We start from the raw sequence: 20,103 nt of genomic DNA, 5'->3' as shown, positions 1-20,103 counted from the left end.
TCATCCCGCCGCTCTAGCCTGATGGGCATGCACCTTGTGTCGTCGTTGAACGGATCATGCGGGAGGGCTGAGTAATGGATGATTATCAGGAAGAACTGCTGGAGCTGAGTGCCCTTGAGCAGGGCGCAGTGGATGGCGTCGAGGACGCTACCGAGCTGTAACGGGCCATGTGGCAGCGGTCAGACGGTTGTGGCTCGCTTTCGTAGCCCGGATGCAATCCGGGGCCGGCATCGCCGGCATTCCTGAATTGCATCCGAGTTGCTTCGCTCAGGGTGACAGGGCGTCCAGTACCTGGCCGATGGCCGTTTCCAGCTCGGCGACGGGGGCTTGCTGATTGTCTTCGATCAGCACCAGACGGCTGCCGCCGTCGCTGATCGCCTTGGCCAGATCGGCCGGCGGCTGGCGCTGGACAAGCACGGCAGCGACGTCGTTGTCCCTCAGCTCGGTGCTCAGTTGCGCCAGGTTTTCGGCCGTCCATTCGGCGTCCGTCGCCACGCTCAGCTCGACAAGGTCGAGGTTGAGGCCGTCGATCAGGTAGTCGAAGTGATCCGACAGCCTGGCCACGCTGAGGTTGTCCAGCTCGGCCAGGCGGCTTTCGCTGGCGGCGCTGAGTTTGAGCAGGCGCTGTTTGAGCGTCGCCAGGTTGGCTTCGATCTGCGGCTTGGCCTCGGGCGCCAGGCGGCTCAGGTCGGCGGCGATCACATCGGCCATGCGCCCCAGGTTGTTGATGTTGAGCCAGGGCTGGCTGGCCAGGGCGTCACCACCGTCGCTGCGCAGGGCGATGCCGGGCAGGGCGCCGTCCACCGGGCGTGCGCCGTCGACTTCGACGATGCGGATATTGCTGCGCCGCGCCAGTGGGTAGAGCGGGTCGTCCGGCCACAGCGAGCGCAGGCCGATCACGGCGTCGGCGTCGCGCGCGGCCTTTTCCAGTGCCCCCGCGCCACGGCCGGCGAAATACGAGGGTTGGCGGCTGGCCGGCAAGTTGGCCGGGGCGGCGCGTTGCAACTGCACGGCGCTGCCGTCGAGCAGGCTGGCGCCGAGGCCGTAGGTGATCGGCAGGCTGGCGAGAATGCGCACGGGCTGTGTTTCGGCGTGCAGCGGGCCGGCGAGCAGGGCGCAGGCAGCGAGGGCGAGGCTCAGGCGTTGCAGGGTCATCCCAGGTTCCCTTTCAGACTAGGCAGTGTGCCACGGGCAATGGCGGCGAGGGCGAAGGTGAGGCCGGCGACCATGATGATCGCGGCGCCGGAGGGGACCGGCAGTTCCAGGGCGATCGGCAGGAAGATGCCGGCCAGTGTGCTGCAGGTGGCGATCAGTACCGACAGCCAGAAGAAGCCCTTCAGCGATTGGCTCAGCAGCCTCGCGGCGGCCGCCGGGATCACCAGCAGAGCGCCGACCAGGATGGCGCCGATGACCTTGACTGCAGCCACGGTGACCAGCGACACCAGCATCACGAACAGATAGTCCAGCGGCTTCACCGCGACGCCACGCACGCTGGCCAGCTGCGGGTTGAAGCTGGCCAGCATGATGCGGTTGTACAGCGGCAGTGCCAGGCCCAGCACCAGCAGCGAGACCAGCGCCAGCACCGCCAGGTCCTGGGCGTTGACCGTCAGCACCGAGCCGAACAGCACGTTCTCCAGGATATGGATGTTGATCTTGCCGGCGAGCACCAGCAGCAGGCTGGCGCCGACTGCCAGCGATACCGAGAGGAACACGCCGATCAGCGTATCCGGCGCCAGGCCGGTGCGGTTGCGCAGGTAGTTGAGCAGGATGCCGAACAGCAGGCAGTAGCCGAACAGGCTGCCGTAGGGGCCGGTGTAGGGCTCGCCGAGCAGGATGCCGATGGCCACGCCGGTCAGCGCGGCGTGGCCGACCGCTTCGGAGAAGAAGGCGAAGCGCTTGACCACCACCAGCGTGCCGAGGCCGCCGAGCACCGGGCCGATCAGCAGGCCGGCGAGCAGGGCGTTGACCACGAAACCGTAGGCCAGGGCCTCGGGCAAATAGCCGGCGCTGGCCCAGGCCTGGATCGCCAGGCGGATGTCTTCGAAACTCATGACGAGGCCTCTTGCTGGCGCGGATGACTGGAGAACAGTTCGAGCAGGCGCTCGGGAGTCAGCACCTGCTGTGGCGTATCGTCGAACAGCACGCGGCGGTTGAGCCCGGTGACGCGGTCGGCGAGGCGGCCGACGGCCTGCAGGTCGTGCTCGATCCACAGCACCGTGGTGCCGGCCTGGCGCCAGTCGCGCAGCAGTTGCTCGAACACCTGCACGCCGGGCTCGTCCAGCGCCGACATCGGCTCGTCGAGCACCAGCAGCTGCGCCTCGGGTACCAGGCCCTGGGCCAGCAGCACGCGCTGGCGCTCGCCGCCGGACAGCGCGCCCATGCGCCGCTTGCGCTTGTCCAGCATGCCGACCCGCGCCAGCGCCTGCTCGATGGCCGGGGCGTGACGCCGCGACAGCCCGAGGAAGGCCGGGCGGCGCTGGCACATGGCGGCCATGAAGTCGTCCACGGTCATTGGCAGGCCGCGGTCGAATTCCAGCGCCTGCGGCACGTAGCCGATGGTGCCGGGGCTGGCCGGCCAGTGCAGGCGCAGCTCGCCCTGATGCGGCATCTGCCCGAGCAGGGTCTTGATCAGCGAGCTCTTGCCGCCGCCGTTGGGGCCGACCAGGGCGTGCACGCTGCCGGCGCGTACCTGAAAGCTGACGTTGTCGAGAATCCGCGTGCGGCCAAGGTTGAGGTCGACGCCGGAGAATTCGATGCCGGGGCCCTGCACGCGCGGCGGCGCGGTTTCGAGGGCGGTCATACGCCTTCGTCCTGAATGGCGCGCACCACGGTGTCGAGGTTGCGCGCCATTTCCTCTTCGTATTTCTTGGCGGTGTACTCGCCATAGGAAATATGCGTCAGCGGGTAGATCTTCACGCCGGACTCACGCTGGATGGTGTCGACGTAGCTGGAGGGGAAGTCCATCTCGGAGAAGATCACCTGCACGTCCAGTTCCCTGAGCTGGTCGATGGTCTTCTTCAACTGGCTTGGGCTCGGCTCGATGCCGTGAGCCGGCTCGACCACCGCAGTGACCTCCAGGCCGAACTCGCGCAGCAGGTAATCGTAGGCGGCATGGATGGTGGCTACGCGCAGCTCGCTGCCCTTGGCGTCGGTCAGCTTGCCCAGGGCTTCGGCGCGCAGGCCGCGCAGGCGCTTGCCATAGGCCCGGGCATTCTGGATGTAGAGCCTGGCGTTGTCCGGGTCGAGCTTGCCGAGTTCGCGGGCGATGTTGTTGATCTGCGCGATGGAGGCGGTGATGGAGAGGAAGGTGTGCGGGTTGACCACTTTGCCGGCGCCGCGCGCGGCCTGGCCGGTGGCGGCGAGCAGGGGCACGCGGGCGTTGGCCTCGATCACGGGGACGTCCGGCTTCTCGCTGGCGGCGATCATGCGGTCGGCGAAGTCGTCATGGCCGACGCCGTTGAGCACCACCACGTCGAGGCCGCCGATGCGCTTGATGTCCTCGGCGCGCGGTTCGTAGGCGTGCGGGTTGAAGCCGGCCGGGATCAGCGGCACCACGTCGGCGCGGTCGCCAACGATATTGCTGACGTAGCTGTAGTAGGGGTGCAGGGTGATGCCGATACGCAGGCGGTGGTTGTCGGCACTGGCGAGCGCGGGGGCGAGGGCGGCGCCCAGGCTCAGCAGCAGGCTGGCCAGCAGGCGGCGGGAGACGAAGCGAGAGGGCATGGAGGGGTCTCGATATTCAGTGGCGATGCTGGCGGGTGACGCCGGCGTCGTATTGGCTGGCGACCTGGCGCCAGCCGGCGGCGATCAGGGCATCGGCATGCAGGTTCTGTGGGGCAACGACATCGCTGGAGCGGTTGAGCCAGATGTCGGCATCCGCTGGGCTTGCCAGCAGCAGGAAGGAGCCGGCGACGGCGCTGTCGCCGCTCAGGCCCTGGTAGGCATGGTCATCGCCGACATGCAGCAGCTGCCAGACGTGGTGACCACGGGTGGCGGTGCTGGAGTCGTTGGTGAAGGGCGGAATGCCTTCTTCGGCCAGTTGCTGCGGCTCGGGCAGGGCCTGCAGTTCATCCTGCAGCATGAGAATTTCGTCGAGGGCCACGACCAGTTCGGTATGGATGCCTTGCTCGGCGGCGTTGAGGTCGCGGCGGGCATCGATCTGGTGGGCGGCGACGCTTTCTTCCTCGTGGCTCTCGCTGCGCAGGCTGACCACTGTCGCGGCCAGCAGGATGATCACCAGGCTGAGGACGGCTACCCACAGGCTTTCATGCCCGGCGCCGGCCGGACGTACCACTTGGGTGGTCATTGGCTGGCGATTTCCGTGTGGTCGATTTCCACGACGTGGCCGGGGCCGGCATCGAACAGTACGTAGAACTCGCCGTCCGGGCGCTTGAAGCTGAGCCTGGAGTCCTCGCCGAGCTTGCCGGGCACCAGCACCTGTTCTTCGTAGCTGATCACGTCGAGGGTCACGCCGGGGGCGCCACTGCCGTCGGAGAAGCCGCCGGTGCAGACGATTTCGCCGGTGCCGTGCTCCTCGCATTCGCAGATCGGGTTGTGCGCGAGAGCCAGAGGGGACAGGCCGGTACAGAGCATCAGCAGACCGATGCGGGCACTATGGATCATGGTTTGTCTCCTTGTTGTTTCAGCCAGGCGAGGGTGGCGGGCGAGGCCTCGGCCAGCGGGATGGATGCCTGATGCACCGTGCCGTCCCAGCCCTCGGCGGTGATCCACAACTCGGCGTCTGGCTTGGTGCGTGGCGGTATGGGAATGCTCGTGCCCATGCGATAGGGGCTGCCGAAGAACAGCCCGCCAGCGGCGCGCAGGCTGCGCGGCTTGCCGATGCGCAGGTAGACCACCTTGACCTGGCTGATGCACGCCTGGCACAGCGCGGCGTTGAAACTCTTCATATAGCCGGCCGGACCTTCCAGTTGCGGCGGCTGATTGCGGAACTCGGCCAGGCGCAGGCTCCAGGGGCCGACCTGGACCTCGCCGAACTCGCGCTCGCCGAGGCCGCTGGCGCCACGGAACAGCGCGACATCCTGAAAGTACTTGGGCATGAAACCCAGCGGGATCAGCACCAGCAGCACATTAATGTGGAAGCGCCACTTGTACCAAAAACGGCCCAGAGCGGATGGGGCGGGGGCGATTGCGGCCTTGCTCATGGGCGGCTCTCCGAGACTTCACGGGTGGCGATGATCGGGGCCGGCCTGGGCGCGCGCACCGGGCGCTTGGCCGCAGCGATCGTGGCCTGGGCGGTGCGCTTGGTCCAGATCAGCAGGCCGCTGAGCACCATCATGCTCAGTAGCAGGCCGAAGACGAACCACAGCAACTTGACCCACAGGCCACCGAAGTCGCCGGTGTGCAGCGGACGCATGGACTCGGTGACGAACTCCAGGCCCGAGCGGTCGCTGAGCAGGCGGGTGGAGTCGATGTCGCCGTTGTAGGGGTTGATCGAGGCGGACTGGAACATCAGCGGATACCAGCCGCGGCCCCAGACCGAATAATGGCCATAGGCATAGCCCGGCAGGCCGACGAAACTTGGCTCGAGGCCCGGGATGACGTCGGTGGTCTTGAGCACGGCGGCGTCCAGGCTGATACGCGGCACTTCGGCGGCGCTCGGCGCCAGCGGCACTTCCTCGCGCGCCACCACCGGCGGTACGCCTTCGGTGGAGATCGACACGTGGGTATCGCCGAGAATTGCCTGGATCAGAAACCAGACGCCGGTGATGGAAATGACCGCGATGAACCAGATCGACCAGATGCCGGAGAGGCGGTGGAAGTCGCCCCAGAAGATGCGCGCACCCTGGCCCACGCGCAGGCGTGGGCTGAAGAAGCCTTTCCAGAACTTCTTGTAGACCACCAGACCGGTGATCAGCGACAGCAGCATCGGCAGACCCATCAGCGACACCAGGTACCAGCCCCAGCTGTAGCCGTTGGTGAACGGCACCAGCCACCAGCCATGCAGGGCGCGGGTGAACTGGCGGAAGTCGAACTCCGGGCTGACGCCCTGGATCGCACCGCTGTAAGGGTTGACGTACAGCAACGGCGAGCTGCCGTCGGGATAGCTGACGCGCGCGGTAAGGGCGAAGTGATCTTCGTCCGGGCGGCCGATGGACTGCACGATCAGCTCCGGCTCGGCACGATTGATCGCTTCCAGTACCTGGCCGAAGCTCAGGCGCTGTGCATCATCGGACGGCTTGCTGGCGCGCACGTCCGGGTTGGCCAGCCAGACGATCTCCTGGCTGACCGTGGCCAGGGTGCCGGTGACACAGATGATCAGCAGGAAGAACCAGACCGGTAGGGCCAGCCAGCTGTGGACGAGAAACCAGAGTCTGGAGCGGGATTTCTTGGACATGTTCGCGGGGTCGTTGGCGCACGCGGCGGGCCGGAGCGGAATGAAAGGAGTAAGAAGCGACCGCAAACGCGGATGAAAAGGATTCTAAGTTGCGAGCGCTTGGCGATCAAGGTCGCCGTGCAATCAGCTCGCTCTGCGCTGCGCGCGGCGGTAGTCGCCCGGCGTTTGCCCGAGCCAGCGCTTGAAGGCGCGCTGGAAGGCTTCGGCCGAGGCGAAGCCGAGCAGGTAGGCAATCTCGCCGAAGGCCAGTTCGGTATCGCGGATATAGGCCATGGCCAGGTCGCGGCGGGTGTCGTTGAGGATGGTGCGAAACTGCGTGCCTTCCTCGGCCAGCTTGCGCCGCAGTGTCCAGCTCGGCAGTTGCAGGCTGTGCGCGACTTCCTGCAGATCCGGCTCGTGGCCGTGCAGCAGCGGGCCGAGCAGTTGGATGACCCGTTCGCGCAGGCTGCGTGTGCGAGTCAGCTGCTCCAGTTCGCGTTCGCAAAGCTCCAGTAGGTGCCGCCAGGTGCCTGGGCAGTGCTGGGGGTTGCGCAGGGCCAGGGTGTCGTTGCTCAGGCGCAGGCGGTTGGCGCTGGAGGCGAACTCCACGGGACAGCCGAACAGCGCTTCGTAGCGTTCGCCATAGTCCGGTGCGGGAAATTCGATCTCGACTTTCTCCGGGGTGATGCAGCGGTCGACCACCTGGCTCAGGTTGGTCTGCCAGCCGGCCAGCACCGAATCCACCACGAAACGGTTGTAGTCGTTGTACGGGCTGATGGAATAGAAATGCAGCCAGGCGCCGCGGGCATCTTCGCGCAAGCCCGAGCGGCCGCGATAGTTGGCGGCGTACAGCGGCTCGAAGCGGGTCAGGGTGCGTGCCGCTTCGCGCAGATCGGGCGCCTGCGCGGCGCAGATGCCGGCCAGGCCAACCTGGCTGAGGCGGCTGTGCCGGCCCATTTCCAGCCCCAGCGCGGGGTTGCTGCACAGGGCAATGGCGCTATGACCAAGGCGCATGAAGCGTGGAATCGACAGGCGCGCGCGCGGCTCGCTCAGGCGTGCGGCATCCAGACCGAACTGCTCGAGCAGGGGTTCGGGGCGCTGACCCTGTTCGCGCAGTGCGTCGGCCAGCGCCTGGGTGAAGCCGACGGAGAGATCGCCGAGGCGAACACGCGATGCTTTTATAGCCATAGATTGATCAGTTGCGCGCCGCGCTCGCTGGCGCCTCGTTCGCTGCGTCCGGCATCGAAGGCGAGCGCCTGGGACTGACCGCTGCGCTCCCACAAGCGGCCGCGCAGATGGACTTTCACTGCCGCGCGAATGCCGTGGGCCTGCAGTCGTTCGGTGAAGTCGGCGTCGTCCGTCAGGCCATCCAGGTCGCTGGGCATGGCCAGCAGCTCTACTGCCTCGCCCTCGATCGCCTTCGCCTGGAACTGGTCGAGAGTGCCGCCCAGCAGTACGCCAAGCCGACCAGCCGGAGTTTCCACTACCTGCAGCGCATCCGCCGCTTCGGTGGCCAGTGCGCCGGCACTGAAGGCGTGGCGTTGTGGCTGGCCCTGCGGGTTGCCGGCCCGATCGAATACCAGGCTGACGTTGTACAGCGGCCCGTGGCCGACTTCCAGGCGACCCCGCTCCATACGCGGCGCGGGCAGGACGATGGAGCCTGCAACCAGGGTGATCTGGTAATCGCGGGCCAGATCGCCGAACAGCTGCTGGTAATCACGCGCCATGGTCTTGGCCTTGGTGCGCAACATGGCGTCGTCCAGGCGTGCGTCGCCGCCGGCACTGAACAGTGCAGCGAGAAAGTCCAGCGGATTGCTCGCCGCCAGCCAGCGCATGGCCTGGCGGCGCTCGGCGGCGCGGTGGAGCTCTTGCTTCTCGCCGACGGCCAGTAGCCAGGTGCCGATATGTTCGGGCAGCACGACGACGGTGCGTTCGTTGAGCATGCCCAGGTCGCGGGCGTGGTCCAGGTAGGCGGCCAGCTTCAGGCGCAGGCGCGCGAGGCTCTGGTAGTCGGCGGCGAACAGTTCCGGCTGGATGCCCAGCAGGTTGCCGCGCGGACCGGGCTCGCCGATATCCAGCGCGACCTGGCTGCGCAGGTCGGACAGGTAATGGCTGCTGGGGCGCTGCTCGATCCAGTGGACGTAGCTGCCGAGACCGGTCAGCAGTGCGAGCGCGAGCAGGAGGGTGATCAGTAGGCGCATGGTTTTTTTCGGCTTGATTGCGGTGCAGGTTAGGTCGGTCGAGCCGCGCTGCCAAGATCTGTTGCTAGTTTTGATCATTATCTTGTTAGTTTCGATCATTGAGCATGGTTGGCAGCCTCTTTATCGTCTGGCTCCATAACCGACCGCGTGCCCATGAGACCGCGGCAATCCGTGAACTGCACCGCGATGTGGAGAATTCCATGACTGCTCGTTACCCGCACCTGCTGGCCCCGCTCGACCTCGGCTTCACCACGCTGAGCAACCGCACGCTGATGGGCTCCATGCACACCGGCCTGGAAGAGAAGCCGGGCGGCTTCGAGCGCATGGCGGCCTACTTCGCCGAGCGCGCCCGTGGTGGCGTCGGCCTGATGGTCACCGGCGGCATCGGCCCCAACGAGGAGGGCGGCGTGTATTCCGGCGCGGCCAAGCTGAGCACGGTGGAAGAGGCCGAGAAGCACAGGATCGTCACCCAGGCCGTGCACGAGGCCGGCGGCAAGATCTGCATGCAGATCCTGCACGCCGGGCGTTATGCCTACAGCCCCAAGTCCGTGGCGCCGAGCGCCATCCAGGCGCCGATCAACCCGTTCAAGCCGCGTGAGCTGGACGAAGAGGGCATCGAGAAGCAGATCGCCGACTTCGTCAACTGCGCCGCGCTGGCCCAGCAGGCCGGTTATGACGGCGTCGAGATCATGGGTTCGGAAGGCTATTTCATCAATCAGTTCCTGGTCGCCCACACCAACCAGCGCACCGACCGCTGGGGCGGCAGCTATGAGAACCGCATGCGTCTGCCGGTGGAAATCGTGCGTCGCGTGCGCGAGGCGGTCGGGCCGAACTTCATCATCATCTACCGCCTGTCGATGCTCGATCTGGTCGAGGGTGGCAGCACCTGGGACGAGATCGTGCTGCTGGCCAAGGCCATCGAAAAGGCTGGCGCGACGATCATCAACACCGGCATCGGCTGGCACGAGGCGCGCATCCCGACCATCGCCACCAAGGTGCCGCGCGCGGCCTTCACCAAGGTCACCGCCAAGCTCAAGGGCGAGGTGTCGATCCCGCTGATCACCACCAACCGCATCAACACCCCGGAAGTCGCCGAGCAGGTGCTGGCCGAGGGCGATGCAGACATGGTGTCGATGGCGCGCCCGTTCCTGGCCGACCCGGATTTCGTCAACAAGGCCGCCGAAGGCCGTGCCGATGAGATCAACACCTGCATCGGCTGCAACCAGGCCTGCCTGGATCACACCTTCGGCGGCAAGCTGACCAGCTGCCTGGTCAACCCGCGTGCCTGCCACGAGACCGAGCTGAACTATATCCCCACTCAGCAGGTGAAGAAGATCGCCGTGGTCGGCGCCGGCCCGGCCGGGCTGGCGGCTTCCACCGTCGCCGCCGAGCGCGGCCACAGCGTGACCCTGTTCGATTCTGCCAGCGAGATCGGTGGCCAGTTCAACGTGGCCAAGCGCGTGCCGGGCAAGGAAGAGTTCTTCGAGACCCTGCGCTACTTCAAGCGCAAGCTGGAAACCACAGGCGTCGACGTGCGCCTGAATACCCGTGTGTCGGTGGGCGATCTGCTCAAGGGCGGCTTCGACGACATCATCCTGGCCACCGGTATCGCCCCGCGTACGCCGGATATTCCGGGCATCGGCCATGCCAAGGTGATCAGCTACCTGGATGCGATTCTCGAGCGCAAGCCGGTCGGGCAGACGGTCGCGGTGATCGGGGCCGGCGGTATCGGTTTCGACGTGTCCGAATTCATCACGCACCAGGGCAAGGCCACCAGCCTCGACCGTGACGAGTTCTGGAAGGAGTGGGGCATCGACACCGCGCTTGAGGCGCGTGGTGGCGTGGCGGGCATCGAGGCGCATCCGCACCCGGCGGCGCGCCAGGTGTTCCTGCTGCAGCGCAAGAAGTCCAAGGTCGGCGATGGCCTGGGCAAGACCACCGGCTGGATTCATCGCACCGGTCTGAAGAACAAGAAGGTGCAGATGCTCAACAGCGTCGAGTACGTGCAGATCGACGATGCCGGCCTGCATATCCGCATCGCCGGTGGTGAGGAGCAGGTGCTGCCGGTCGATACCGTGATCGTCTGCGCAGGTCAAGACCCGCTGCGCGAACTGCAGGAAGGCCTGGAGAGCGCCGGTCAGCGCGTGCACCTGGTCGGCGGCGCGGATGTCGCTGCCGAGCTCGATGCCAAGCGGGCGATCAACCAGGGTTCGCGCCTGGCGGCCGAGCTGTAATGACGACGCCCCGCCTAGTGCGGGGCGTTTGCTTTCTGGCCTGACAACAACAAGGAGAAGCCGATGTCTCTCAATGCCCAGCTACAACCTGCCGCAGCGACCAGCCTCGAACGCTGGCATCAGTTCGTCGCCGCCAAGGACCTGAGCGCCTTGCCCGAGTTGCTGCACCCTCAGGCCGTATTCCGTTCGCCCATGGCGCACACCCCGTATCCGGGCGCGGAGGCGGTCAATCTGATCCTCAATACCGTGCTCAAGGTGTTCGAGGATTTCGTCTATCACCGCGAACTGGCTACTGCCGACGGCCTCAGCGTGGTGCTGGAGTTTTCCGCGAAGGTAGGCGGGCGCGAATTGAAGGGCATCGACATGATTCGCTTCGACGACTCGGGACGAATCGTCGAGTTCGAGGTGATGGTGCGCCCGATGAGCGGGCTGCAGGCGCTCGGCGCGGAAATGGCGCAGCGCCTGGCGCCCTTTCTCGCAGCCGCCAAGGGCTGACGGGCGCTCTACTTGAGAACCCCCACCTCGCGATAGAAGCGCTCGGCGCCGGGATGCAGCGGAATCGGCAGGCCACGGGTGGCGCGCTCCAGCCTGATGTCCCTGGCGGCCGGGTGCGCTTCGGCCAGGCGGTCGAGGTTCTCGAAGAGCAACCTGGTCATCTGATAGGCCACGGCGTCGGAAACGCTGGTCTGGCTGACCAGAACGTTGGTGATGGTCGCCGTCGTCACGTCGTTGGCCTGGCCCTTGTAGGTGCCGGCAGGGATGGTGCCCGACTGATAGGCGCTGCTGCCGATACGTGACACCACTTGCTCGGGAATGGCGACGAAGGTGATTGGCACGCGCTCGGCCAAGTCGCGAATCGCCGCCATGCCCAGGCCGGCCGACTGCAGGGTGGCGTCCAGTTGGCCTTTCTCGATCAGTTCGACCGATTCGGCGTAGGGCTTGAACTCCACGTGGCCCATATCCGCGTAGCTAAGCCCCGCAGCCTTGAAGATGGCCCTGGCGTTGAGCTCGGTGCCCGAGCGCGGCGCCCCGACGGAAATGCGTTTGCCGCGCAGATCTTCCAGGCTGGTGATCCCCGATGCCTTGCTGGCGACGATCTGGATGTAGTTCGGGTAGATCCCGGCGATGGCGCGCAGGCGGTCACGCGGGGCTCTGAAGCCGGCTTCTTCATCGCCTTTCCAGGCATCGGCAACGGAGTCGCCAAGGGCGAAGGCCAGTTGGCCGCGGGCGATCTGCAGCAGGTTGAGATTCTCCACCGAAGCCTTGGTGGCCCGCACGCTGGTGGTCGAGTCTGCGATGCGCTCGCCATAAAGGTCGGACAGGCTCATGCCCAGTGGGTAGTAAACGCCGCTGGTGCCGCCGGTGAGGATGTTGATCGAGGTCGGGCCGGCGTGAGCGTTGGGGCTGGTGGCCAGAATCGCGGCAGCGGCAAGCAGGCCAAGGCGCTTGGCTAAGTGCATGAGGATTCTCCGTTATTGTTATTTTTGGGCCAAGGGTGCGTCAGTGGGGCGCAGGCAGTTTTCTGGTGCCGGGAGAGGCACCCGCGAAGCGGATAGAGGGATGAGGGTTGGCAGTGAAGTGATGGCGGAACATGGCTGACCTCTTGTCTTTTTTATCAGTCCGACCACGCGACATGCGCGCGGGCTTGCATGTCGCAGAGCAGGTGACGTGCCAGGTTGTCGGACCACCGGTCTAGAGCGGGTGGGTCTAATGATTCTGACTGAGATAGGCGAAATTTCGCTTATGTGGTGGGGGTAAAAAGCAAGAATCCGCCGATCTTGTCGTGCCTGGCAGGCGAGGGTTCATCCCGCCGGATCGGGTCGCTGGCCGCTTTCGTACTTTCCGGCCTTGTCACATTTTTGCGCTAAGCGGTGGTCTATTCGGTCTGGATCGCAGAGTGAGTGCCAACCCAGTCACATTGCTGTGGTCGGGTTTTCCCCTAGACTTGTCCCGGATATCAAGGACGATATCAGTGCCAGAGTATGCGCTGCTCTGGCACGCGACTATGCGCGCGCGTATTCCCGGTTGGTCCAGAGGGTCCTCAATGAGCATGCAGAACAAGCCGCAGATGGTGGAAGCCGTGATGTTCTTCAGTGAACGCGGTATCTGCAAACAGATGATGTTCCCTGAGTTCGAAGCCTTGCTCGATGGTGTGGTGAACATGCCCGAGTTCGCCGACGAACAGATGCGCGCGGTATTCGTGGTGATCAACCCGCGCCTGCTGGTCAGGGCGGCGGTATTCTTCTTTCTGGATTTCGACGAGGACGGTCGCCCCGACAAGGGCTGGAACATTCCTTTGCAACACCTGGCCGAGCGTGCCGGCCGTGGCCCGGACCTGGGCGCCGGGCCGATTCGCCTGGCCTGTCGCAGTCAGTGTCCGGTGTCCTGGCATCAGATGCATCTGTGGGACCCCAGCCTGGCACCCGCACAGAATGATCTGGTATTGCTGCGCGATGCAGTCAAGCGCAATCAGCTCGGGCTCCTGATCGAGGACGACAGTGCTCAGTCGGTGGTTGCCGAGCGTTTGCAGGTGGCTTCCGAAGACAAATGGTATGCGCCCGATCCGGCCAAGGAAGTGGCCGAGCAACTGGCGCAGAAGATGGATCAGGAGCATCGTGCCAAGACCGCGCAACTGATTCAGCAGCAGCGTCTGCGCATCACCAGCCTGACCCAGCAGCATGAAGACGAACTGGCCAAGTTCAAACTGGCCAGCGAGGAGCAGAGCAAGAATCTGCAGGCGCAGATCCATGGGCTGCATCAGGCGCTGCGCCAGCAGGAGGAGCTCAACGCCAACCTCAAGGCGCAACTGGCCGCCCAGGCCGAGAGCTTCCAGAGCAGCCGTGAGGACATGACTCAACAACTGCGTGCCCTCGAGCGTCACGGTCGTACCGAGGGCGATATCCTGCGCGCGCAGTTCGAGGGCGAAATGCGCGCCAAGGTCGTGGCGGCCGTGGCGGAGTACAAGGAGCAGATCGCCATACGCGACGTCGAACTGGCCTATCGCAATGAACTGGATGCCCAGTTGCAGTCCGAAATCGAACGCCTCAAGCGTGAGCGCGATGCATTCGCCAGTCAGGGCGCTGACCAGGTGCTCGATCGCCTGGCCAAGCTTGGCGTGGTGTTCGTGGTCTACCACCCCGGCGCCGGGCACCTGACCATTCCCCTGCAGGATGTCGCCCGCTATCAGGACAACCCCATGGCCTACGCCGCGGGCAAATGCTTCGTTTCCGAAGAGCAGTATCGCCACTGGTTGGCACATTATCAGCAGCCCAGCTGCGACGCGTCCTTGCCCAGCGGGGAGCGCTGCGCCATTCCCATCGACCGCATCGATACGCCCAGCCGTTTCACTTTGGGTGATTCGAACTGCTGCGCGCGGCACAAGGCCAGTAGCCGTCTGCGTACTGTCGGCTGATCTTGCCCATACGCATTCCCCCCTGGCGCCCGCAGGCGCCGCTACAACCTCTGCAACTGGACTGGCTCGAGGCGGCTGGCGTCGAGCTCGCCTGTCTGCGCCTGGATCTTGTCGATCCACTGGTGTCCGGCAACAAGTGGTTCAAGCTCGCGCCCTATCTTCAACAGGCCGCTGCGGCCGGCGCGCAGGGGATGATCAGTCTGGGTGGTGCACACTCCAATCATTTGCATGCGCTGGCTGCGGCGGGCCGGCGTTTCGGCTTCGCCACGGTTGGTCTGTTGCGTGGTGAACCGCAGCAGACCCCGACCGTCGATGATCTGCAGCGCATGGGCATGGCGCTGCACTGGCTGGGTTACGGCGGTTACCGTGCGCGCCATCAGCCGGACTTCTGGGCGCCCTGGCTCGCCCGCTATCCGGGGTTCCAAGCGGTCGGCGAGGGTGGTCTGGGGCTTCAGGGCGCCAGAGGTTGCAGCGGCCTGGTGACGATGGCCGAAGCGCAGCTGGCGGATATCGGCTGGTCTGATTTCGATGCCTGGTGGCTGGCTACGGGGACCGGCACCACCCTGGCTGGTGTACTGCTGGGTGATGTTCGGCGCAGCGTGTTCGGCGCACAGGCGGTACCGGGCGACCACGGCGTCGCCACTCAGGTCGGCAGATTGCTGAACGAGGCCGGGACGTCGGCGCGGCGCTACCAACTGATCGAAGCCGCGCGCGGCGGTTTTGCGCGCCTCGACGAGCCACTGCGCCAGTTCATCCTGGACACCGAGCAGGCCAGCGGTGTACCGCTGGAGCCTGTGTATACCGGCAAGGCGCTCATGGCGCTGCGCGACTTCTGCAAGAGCGGTCAACTTGCGTGCGGCAGTCGGCTGATATTCATTCATACTGGCGGCTTGCAAGGGCGTCGGGTGTTGATGGGCGCCAGCGCCGACTACACTCAGGTCTGACCAGCGGAGCCTGGAAATCCTCATGAGCGAACCCCTTACCCCCGAACAACTGCGCAGCCTGACGCCGCTCAACGCGCTCTCCGCGCAGCAGTGGCGCGAGTTGCGGAGCCAGTTGGTGCCGCAGCCCCTGCTGGCCGGGCAATTGCTGTTTCGTCAGGGCGATCAGGCGCGTCTGACCTGCTATCTGCTGGCCGGCGAGTTGCAGCTGCAGGATGCCGAGGGCAGGACGCAGAGGGTGCAGGCCGGCAGCGAGATCAGTTGCCATCCCCTGTCACCCGGTCTGCCCAGATTGCATGACGCCCGTGCCTTGAGCGATGTCAGCGTGCTGATGATCGACAGTGCCACGCTCGATCGCCTGCTTACCTGGCGCCTTGCGCATCAGGACCTGTTGCTGGCGCTGCAGCACAGTGGCGCCGATGTCGAGTGGCTGGAGCGGCTGCTGGAAAACCCCTTGTTTGCCAAGGTGCCGCCGGCCAACGTGCAGAACATGCTCGCTCGCCTGCATAAGGTCGAGCTGGCGGCTGGCAGCCAGATTATCGAAGAGGGTGCCGCTGGCGATTGCTGCTATTTCCTGGAAAGCGGCCGCGCCGAGGTGATCCGGGGCGCTGGTAGCGAGCACCAGGTGCTGGCGGGGCTGGAGGTTGGCGCCTGTTTCGGCGAGGAGGCCCTGCTTGCCGATCGGCCGCGAAATGCCACGGTGACCATGGTCGAGGCCGGCAGTGTGCTGCGTCTGGATCGTCAGGATTTCTTTGCCCTGCTCAAGGCGCCGGTGGTGGCCGAAGTATCGCTGGGAGAGGGCGCCAGGCTGTTGACGCAGGGTGCACAATGGCTGGATGTGCGGCTGCTGGAAGAGTACGAGAAGGCGCATGCGCCGCAATCGCTGCATATGCCGCTGCAACTGTTGCGCCTGAAGGCGCGCCTGCTGGAGCGATCACGTACCTACCTGTGCTACTGCGACAGTGGCAAGCGCAGCAGCAGCGCGGTGTTTCTGCTTTCGCAACTGGGCTACAGCGTTTACGCCTTGCGCGGTGGCCTAAACGCCCTGCCTGCGGTGCAACGCGATGCGCTGCTCTGCGAAAGCGGCGCAGGGTATCTGGCTCGTTCCGGCGGGCGTACCGAGCGTAGCCGTTGATCGGCGCTGGCTCCGTGGCAAGCCTAGCCCGGGTCGAATCCGCGAATTGCAGGCGCATGCGTCCCGGATGGCATCCGGGCTACGAGTGCGTCGGCCACTGATCGTTGACCAGAAAGAGTCGTTCGACCTCTCGCCAATCCCCGGCCTGATCCTCCTCCAGTCGTACCAGCAGTTGCGCCTGAGCCTCCGGGCGCAGCGTGGTCAGCCACTGCTCGAACATTTCATCACGCCAGAGCTCATCGGCATTGACCAGCGCCGGCGCCAGCCAGGCCAGTCTCGGCAGCGGCTGCCAGTGCGCGCCTGGCCTCGTCGCGGCGAAGTCACTCCAGTCGCGCTGATGCAGCCAGCGCCCCCGGCAGTGTTCGGGCGTGGCGCCGCGAGGCGGGGAGCAGTGGTCGGGCCAGGGATAGAACAGGTAGCCGCCGAGCCAGAAGGCGGATCGGGTTTCGCCCAGTTGCAGGTCGTTCAGCGCTCCCCGTGCCTCGCGGCGCGAAGACAGGGGTAATTGGTGCTGCGCGAGGTGGCTCAGTTTCAGATCGAGCCGATCATGACTGCCCGGGCCAAGCCAGTCAGCGGCATCGCTGCCGTCCGTGCCGAGATAGAACTTCACCGCCAATTCAAGATGGTGTTCACCTTCGTCGTCACGCAGCAGCAGGTCCAGCTCGCCCAGGGGCTGGCCGTTCTGGCGGATCGGCAGGTTGGCGGCGATCACCTCGACATCTGGCGCAGCATGCAGGGCGAACTGCCACAGGCGTTCGTAATAGAGGCCGAGGCGGCGTACCGGTCTTGCCGCCAGCCAGGCATGCAGGCCACCGGCATCGTTGTCCTGCTGAACGAGCCAGTCAGCCAGCCGCTGCGGTTGCCGCGTCCAGCAACTGGCCTGTAGCGGATGACGCTGGACTTTCGTGGTCTCACCCAGCATGGGTGGCGAGAACAGCGCCCAGGCCAGGTCACGCACGGCCGGGGTACGCAGGCCAAGCAGCAGATCATGGAGCGAGTCGGGTGTGTGCATGAGCCGAGCATAGCCCAGTAACAGTGCTGGTTTGCTGCCGCCCTGGCCTTTGGCCGATAATCCCTCTTCGTTTCTTATCTGTCTGGCGGGAGTCCCATGGAGCAATTTCGCAATGTCGGCATCATCGGGCGCCTGGGTAGTACGCGGGTGCTGGAAACCGTGCGGCGACTCAAGCGCTTTCTGATCGACCGCCACCTGCATGTAATCCTCGAGGACACCATCGCCGACGTGCTGCCGGGACACGGCCTGCAAACCTCCTCGCGCAAGATGCTTGGCGAGGTCTGCGACCTGGTGATCGTCGTCGGGGGGGACGGCAGCATGCTCGGCGCCGCCCGCGCCCTGGCGCGGCACAAGGTGCCGGTGCTGGGGATCAACCGTGGCAGCCTGGGCTTTCTCACCGATATCCGCCCTGACGAGCTGGAACTCAAGGTGGCGCAGGTGCTCGAAGGCCAGTACCTGACCGAGAATCGCTTCTTGCTCGAAGCCGAGGTGCGTCGCCAGGGCGAGGCCATTGGCCAGGGCGACGCGCTCAATGACGTGGTGCTGCACCCCGGCAAGTCGACGCGGATGATCGAGTTCGAGCTGTATATAGATGGTCAGTTCGTCTGCAGCCAGAAGGCCGACGGTCTGATCGTCGCCACACCCACGGGGTCGACGGCCTACGCGCTGTCCGCTGGCGGGCCGATCATGCATCCCAAGCTCGATGCCATCGTGGTGGTGCCGATGTACCCGCATACGCTGTCCAGTCGGCCCATCGTGGTCGATGGCAACAGCGAGCTGAAGGTGGTGGTGTCCTCGGACATGACCATCTACCCGCAAGTGTCCTGCGACGGCCAGAACCACTTCACCTGTGCACCGGGGGATACCTTGCACGTGGCCAAGAAGGCGCAGAAGTTGCGCCTGATCCATCCGCTGGATCACAACTACTATGAGGTCTGCCGCACCAAGCTCGGATGGGGCAGCCGCCTGGGAGGGCAGGACTGAATGTCCCTCGACCCCCATCGTGGCTATGACCTGATCGGTGATATCCACGGTTGTGCGCAAACCCTCGAACGTCTGCTCGAGCGGCTGGGTTACAGCCGCCAGGGTGGCGTGTGGCGCCATCCGACGCGCATGGTGATCTTCCTGGGTGACCTGGTCGACCGTGGCCCGGGCATCCGCGAAACCCTGCATCTGGTGCACGACATGGTTCGCGCCGGCCAGGCGTTATGCATCATGGGCAACCACGAGTTCAATGCGTTGGGGTGGAGCACGCCAGCCCCGCCGGGCAGTGGCCGTCAGTACGTGCGCGAGCACAACCCACGGCACCAGCGCCTGATGCGCGAAACCTTGGCACAGTTCGAGGATCATTCGCAGGAGTGGCGCGAATTTTTGCGCTGGTTCTACGAGATGCCGTTGTTCATCGATGCCGGACGCTTTCGCGTCGTTCACGCCTGCTGGGATGACGAGCTGATCACTCCGCTCAAGGCGCAATTTCCCGATGGCTGCATCGACGAACACTTCCTGCAGGCCTCGGCCGTGCCCGGCAGCTTCGCCAACATGGCGCTCGATCGCCTGCTGCGTGGCACCGACATGCGCTTGCCGCACGGTCTGACGCTGACCAGCGGTGACGGCTTCACCCGCTCGTACTTTCGCACCAAATTCTGGGAAGAGGATCCGCAGACCTACGGCGATATCGTCTTCCAGCCCGATGCGTTGCCGGAGATGGCTGCGCAGACGCCGCTATCCGAGCTGCAGAAGGACGAGCTGCTCAGGTATGGCGCACACGAGCCGTTGCTGTTCGTCGGCCATTACTGGCGGCGTGGCAAACCGGCGCCGATCAGGCCCAACCTGGCCTGCCTGGATTACAGCGCGGTGGTCGGTGGCCGCCTGGTGGCTTATCGTCTGGATCAGGAAACGCGTCTGGATGCGGGTAAATTCGTCTGGGTCGATGTCGACCCGCTGGAGGCGCCGCGATGACGGCAGTGGTTGTGTTGCGCTTGCCGCTGGATCGCGATTTGAGTGGTTTCGTCGCTCTGCTGCAGCGCTTGAACGTGCCACACCGGGTGGCGGAAGAGGGCGGCGAGCAGGTGCTGTGGGTGCCGGGGCAGGAGCTTGCCGAGCAGGTGCGTGAACTGTACGCGCGTCATCCGCAGGGCGATGACGCCGGAGAGTTGCCGCCAAGCGTCGTCCCTGTACGCGAGAGCTTCGCCACTCAACTGCGGCGCAGCCCGGTCACGGCGCTGGTGTTGCTCGCCACCTTCATCGTCTTCGCCGTGACCCTGGCGGGCGAGAACTTTTCCACCATCCGTTGGCTGAGCTTCGTCGATTTTCGCCTCGACGGTGAGCACCTCTATCTGACCTATCTGGATGCCACCTTGGGCAGCGGTCAGTGGTGGCGCCTGATCACGCCGATGCTGATCCACTTCGGCTGGCTGCACCTGGCGATGAACAGCCTGTGGTACTGGGAGCTGGGGCGGCGCATCGAATTTCGCCAGGGCGCCATCGGCCTGCTGGGGCTGACCCTGCTGTTCGGCCTGGCGTCGAACTTCGCCCAATACTGGTGGGCCGGGCCGTCGTTGTTCGGTGGCTTGTCCGGTGTGCTTTATGGCCTGCTAGGGCATTGCTGGATCTACCAGCGCCTGGCGCCGAACGCTGCCTATCGACTGCCGCCTGGCGTGCTGGTGATGATGCTGGCCTGGCTGCTGATCTGCATGACCGGCATCTTCGAGTTGTTGCAGTTCGGCGCCATCGCCAATGCCGCGCATGTCGGCGGCTTGCTCACCGGCTGCCTGACCGGGCTGCTTGGCGGTATGCTGGCCCGACGTAGCGCTTGATTCGACTGTAGGGCGGGT

The 20,103-nt window shown here is 65.3% G+C and carries 20 protein-coding genes; 8 read left to right on the top strand and 12 right to left on the bottom strand.

Annotated elements, in window-relative coordinates:
• Positions 1 to 267: 267 nt before the first annotated feature.
• From ACN0X6_RS09385 to ACN0X6_RS09340, 10 genes are all read right to left on the bottom strand, one after another.
• Positions 268 to 1,155 carry a metal ABC transporter substrate-binding protein gene (locus tag ACN0X6_RS09385; RefSeq protein ID WP_417703431.1) on the bottom strand — a complete coding sequence of 296 codons (888 nt, stop codon included), beginning with the start codon at positions 1,153 to 1,155 and terminating at the stop codon, positions 268 to 270.
• Positions 1,152 to 2,051 (bottom strand): metal ABC transporter permease, encoded by a 900-nt coding sequence (locus ACN0X6_RS09380; protein ID WP_417703429.1) that lies wholly within the window; start codon positions 2,049 to 2,051, stop codon positions 1,152 to 1,154. Before ACN0X6_RS09380 ends, ACN0X6_RS09385 begins: the two co-directional genes overlap by 4 nt.
• On the bottom strand, positions 2,048 to 2,800 hold the full coding sequence (locus tag ACN0X6_RS09375; protein WP_417703427.1) for a metal ABC transporter ATP-binding protein: 753 nt from the start codon (positions 2,798 to 2,800) through the stop codon (positions 2,048 to 2,050). Before ACN0X6_RS09375 ends, ACN0X6_RS09380 begins: the two co-directional genes overlap by 4 nt.
• Positions 2,797 to 3,723, bottom strand: a complete 927-nt coding sequence (locus ACN0X6_RS09370) for a metal ABC transporter substrate-binding protein (protein WP_417703425.1) — start codon at positions 3,721 to 3,723, stop codon at positions 2,797 to 2,799. The genes ACN0X6_RS09375 and ACN0X6_RS09370 overlap by 4 nt, the downstream gene beginning before the upstream one ends.
• A 16-nt stretch (positions 3,724 to 3,739) precedes the next feature.
• Positions 3,740 to 4,306 carry a DUF6162 family protein gene (locus ACN0X6_RS09365; protein WP_417703424.1) on the bottom strand — a complete coding sequence of 189 codons (567 nt, stop codon included), beginning with the start codon at positions 4,304 to 4,306 and terminating at the stop codon, positions 3,740 to 3,742.
• Positions 4,303 to 4,623, bottom strand: coding sequence for a hypothetical protein (locus ACN0X6_RS09360; protein ID WP_417703422.1), 321 nt, complete (start codon positions 4,621 to 4,623; stop codon positions 4,303 to 4,305). Before ACN0X6_RS09360 ends, ACN0X6_RS09365 begins: the two co-directional genes overlap by 4 nt.
• A complete protein-coding gene (locus ACN0X6_RS09355; RefSeq protein ID WP_160017505.1) occupies positions 4,620 to 5,162 on the bottom strand; it encodes a thiamine pyrophosphate-binding protein in 543 nt (180 codons plus the stop codon). The genes ACN0X6_RS09360 and ACN0X6_RS09355 overlap by 4 nt, the downstream gene beginning before the upstream one ends.
• Positions 5,159 to 6,355, bottom strand: coding sequence for a PepSY-associated TM helix domain-containing protein (locus ACN0X6_RS09350; protein WP_417703420.1), 1,197 nt, complete (start codon positions 6,353 to 6,355; stop codon positions 5,159 to 5,161). The genes ACN0X6_RS09355 and ACN0X6_RS09350 overlap by 4 nt, the downstream gene beginning before the upstream one ends.
• 123 nt (positions 6,356 to 6,478) lie before the next feature.
• Positions 6,479 to 7,522 carry an AraC family transcriptional regulator gene (locus ACN0X6_RS09345; protein ID WP_417703419.1) on the bottom strand — a complete coding sequence of 348 codons (1,044 nt, stop codon included), beginning with the start codon at positions 7,520 to 7,522 and terminating at the stop codon, positions 6,479 to 6,481.
• Positions 7,513 to 8,535: a carbon-nitrogen hydrolase family protein gene (locus tag ACN0X6_RS09340; protein ID WP_417703417.1), complete on the bottom strand. Its 1,023-nt coding sequence runs from the start codon at positions 8,533 to 8,535 to the stop codon at positions 7,513 to 7,515. The genes ACN0X6_RS09345 and ACN0X6_RS09340 overlap by 10 nt, the downstream gene beginning before the upstream one ends.
• A 200-nt stretch (positions 8,536 to 8,735) precedes the next feature.
• Here ACN0X6_RS09340 and ACN0X6_RS09335 point away from each other — a divergent pair, with 200 nt between their 5' ends.
• Both ACN0X6_RS09335 and ACN0X6_RS09330 read left to right on the top strand, forming a co-directional pair.
• A complete protein-coding gene (locus ACN0X6_RS09335; protein WP_417703415.1) occupies positions 8,736 to 10,769 on the top strand; it encodes an FAD-dependent oxidoreductase in 2,034 nt (677 codons plus the stop codon).
• Positions 10,770 to 10,832: 63 nt separating this feature from the next.
• Complete coding sequence (locus ACN0X6_RS09330) at positions 10,833 to 11,264, top strand: nuclear transport factor 2 family protein (RefSeq protein ID WP_417703413.1); 432 nt, start codon at positions 10,833 to 10,835, stop codon at positions 11,262 to 11,264.
• Between the two features lie 8 nt (positions 11,265 to 11,272).
• Here the strand turns inward: ACN0X6_RS09330 and ACN0X6_RS09325 are convergent, their stop codons facing one another.
• A complete protein-coding gene (locus ACN0X6_RS09325; protein WP_417703411.1) occupies positions 11,273 to 12,229 on the bottom strand; it encodes a TAXI family TRAP transporter solute-binding subunit in 957 nt (318 codons plus the stop codon).
• A 584-nt stretch (positions 12,230 to 12,813) separates the two neighbouring features.
• Here ACN0X6_RS09325 and ACN0X6_RS09320 point away from each other — a divergent pair.
• Genes ACN0X6_RS09320 through ACN0X6_RS09310 form a run of 3 tightly spaced genes read left to right on the top strand, consistent with a single transcriptional unit; the run spans position 12,814 to position 16,257 of the window.
• Positions 12,814 to 14,181, top strand: a complete 1,368-nt coding sequence (locus ACN0X6_RS09320; protein WP_417703409.1) for a chromosome partitioning protein ParA — start codon at positions 12,814 to 12,816, stop codon at positions 14,179 to 14,181.
• Between the two features lie 2 nt (positions 14,182 to 14,183).
• Positions 14,184 to 15,125, top strand: coding sequence for a 1-aminocyclopropane-1-carboxylate deaminase/D-cysteine desulfhydrase (locus tag ACN0X6_RS09315; RefSeq protein ID WP_417703408.1), 942 nt, complete (start codon positions 14,184 to 14,186; stop codon positions 15,123 to 15,125).
• Positions 15,126 to 15,147: 22 nt separating this feature from the next.
• Positions 15,148 to 16,257, top strand: a complete 1,110-nt coding sequence (locus ACN0X6_RS09310) for a cyclic nucleotide-binding domain-containing protein (RefSeq protein ID WP_417703406.1) — start codon at positions 15,148 to 15,150, stop codon at positions 16,255 to 16,257.
• A gap of 79 nt (positions 16,258 to 16,336) precedes the next feature.
• Here ACN0X6_RS09310 and ACN0X6_RS09305 read toward each other — a convergent pair whose 3' ends face one another.
• Entirely contained in the window at positions 16,337 to 17,269 is a 933-nt protein-coding gene (locus ACN0X6_RS09305) for a DUF1853 family protein (RefSeq protein WP_417703405.1), read from the bottom strand.
• A 96-nt stretch (positions 17,270 to 17,365) separates the two neighbouring features.
• On the opposite strand from ACN0X6_RS09305, the gene ACN0X6_RS09300 reads away from it, so the two are divergent.
• The 3 genes from ACN0X6_RS09300 to ACN0X6_RS09290 are packed head-to-tail and all read left to right on the top strand — an operon-like array spanning position 17,366 to position 20,085.
• Positions 17,366 to 18,253 carry an NAD(+) kinase gene (locus ACN0X6_RS09300; RefSeq protein ID WP_160017516.1) on the top strand — a complete coding sequence of 296 codons (888 nt, stop codon included), beginning with the start codon at positions 17,366 to 17,368 and terminating at the stop codon, positions 18,251 to 18,253.
• Positions 18,254 to 19,228 carry a metallophosphoesterase gene (locus ACN0X6_RS09295; RefSeq protein WP_417703403.1) on the top strand — a complete coding sequence of 325 codons (975 nt, stop codon included), beginning with the start codon at positions 18,254 to 18,256 and terminating at the stop codon, positions 19,226 to 19,228.
• The gene (locus ACN0X6_RS09290) at positions 19,225 to 20,085 is read left to right on the top strand and encodes a rhomboid family intramembrane serine protease (protein ID WP_417703402.1); all 861 of its coding nucleotides are present in this window, start codon (positions 19,225 to 19,227) and stop codon (positions 20,083 to 20,085) included. Before ACN0X6_RS09295 ends, ACN0X6_RS09290 begins: the two co-directional genes overlap by 4 nt.
• The last annotated feature ends 18 nt before the right edge of the window (positions 20,086 to 20,103 follow it).

This window comes from Pseudomonas sp. (genome assembly GCF_048269965.1).
GTDB lineage: Bacteria > Pseudomonadota > Gammaproteobacteria > Pseudomonadales > Pseudomonadaceae > Aquipseudomonas.
The sequence above is the reverse complement of the archived record's forward strand: the minus strand, read 5'-3'. Positions and strand labels throughout refer to the sequence as shown.

Coding starts and splice junctions, on each gene's coding strand:
- ACN0X6_RS09355 (WP_160017505.1), bottom strand. CDS start 5,162: ATGAGCAAGGCCGCAATCGCCCCCGCCCCATCCGCTCTGGGCCGTTTT.
- ACN0X6_RS09290 (WP_417703402.1), top strand. CDS start 19,225: ATGACGGCAGTGGTTGTGTTGCGCTTGCCGCTGGATCGCGATTTGAGT.
- ACN0X6_RS09365 (WP_417703424.1), bottom strand. CDS start 4,306: ATGACCACCCAAGTGGTACGTCCGGCCGGCGCCGGGCATGAAAGCCTG.
- ACN0X6_RS09335 (WP_417703415.1), top strand. CDS start 8,736: ATGACTGCTCGTTACCCGCACCTGCTGGCCCCGCTCGACCTCGGCTTC.
- ACN0X6_RS09340 (WP_417703417.1), bottom strand. CDS start 8,535: ATGCGCCTACTGATCACCCTCCTGCTCGCGCTCGCACTGCTGACCGGT.
- ACN0X6_RS09345 (WP_417703419.1), bottom strand. CDS start 7,522: ATGGCTATAAAAGCATCGCGTGTTCGCCTCGGCGATCTCTCCGTCGGC.
- ACN0X6_RS09370 (WP_417703425.1), bottom strand. CDS start 3,723: ATGCCCTCTCGCTTCGTCTCCCGCCGCCTGCTGGCCAGCCTGCTGCTG.
- ACN0X6_RS09305 (WP_417703405.1), bottom strand. CDS start 17,269: ATGCACACACCCGACTCGCTCCATGATCTGCTGCTTGGCCTGCGTACC.
- ACN0X6_RS09300 (WP_160017516.1), top strand. CDS start 17,366: ATGGAGCAATTTCGCAATGTCGGCATCATCGGGCGCCTGGGTAGTACG.
- ACN0X6_RS09350 (WP_417703420.1), bottom strand. CDS start 6,355: ATGTCCAAGAAATCCCGCTCCAGACTCTGGTTTCTCGTCCACAGCTGG.
- ACN0X6_RS09385 (WP_417703431.1), bottom strand. CDS start 1,155: ATGACCCTGCAACGCCTGAGCCTCGCCCTCGCTGCCTGCGCCCTGCTC.
- ACN0X6_RS09295 (WP_417703403.1), top strand. CDS start 18,254: ATGTCCCTCGACCCCCATCGTGGCTATGACCTGATCGGTGATATCCAC.
- ACN0X6_RS09325 (WP_417703411.1), bottom strand. CDS start 12,229: ATGCACTTAGCCAAGCGCCTTGGCCTGCTTGCCGCTGCCGCGATTCTG.
- ACN0X6_RS09360 (WP_417703422.1), bottom strand. CDS start 4,623: ATGATCCATAGTGCCCGCATCGGTCTGCTGATGCTCTGTACCGGCCTG.
- ACN0X6_RS09375 (WP_417703427.1), bottom strand. CDS start 2,800: ATGACCGCCCTCGAAACCGCGCCGCCGCGCGTGCAGGGCCCCGGCATC.
- ACN0X6_RS09320 (WP_417703409.1), top strand. CDS start 12,814: ATGAGCATGCAGAACAAGCCGCAGATGGTGGAAGCCGTGATGTTCTTC.
- ACN0X6_RS09310 (WP_417703406.1), top strand. CDS start 15,148: ATGAGCGAACCCCTTACCCCCGAACAACTGCGCAGCCTGACGCCGCTC.
- ACN0X6_RS09380 (WP_417703429.1), bottom strand. CDS start 2,051: ATGAGTTTCGAAGACATCCGCCTGGCGATCCAGGCCTGGGCCAGCGCC.
- ACN0X6_RS09330 (WP_417703413.1), top strand. CDS start 10,833: ATGTCTCTCAATGCCCAGCTACAACCTGCCGCAGCGACCAGCCTCGAA.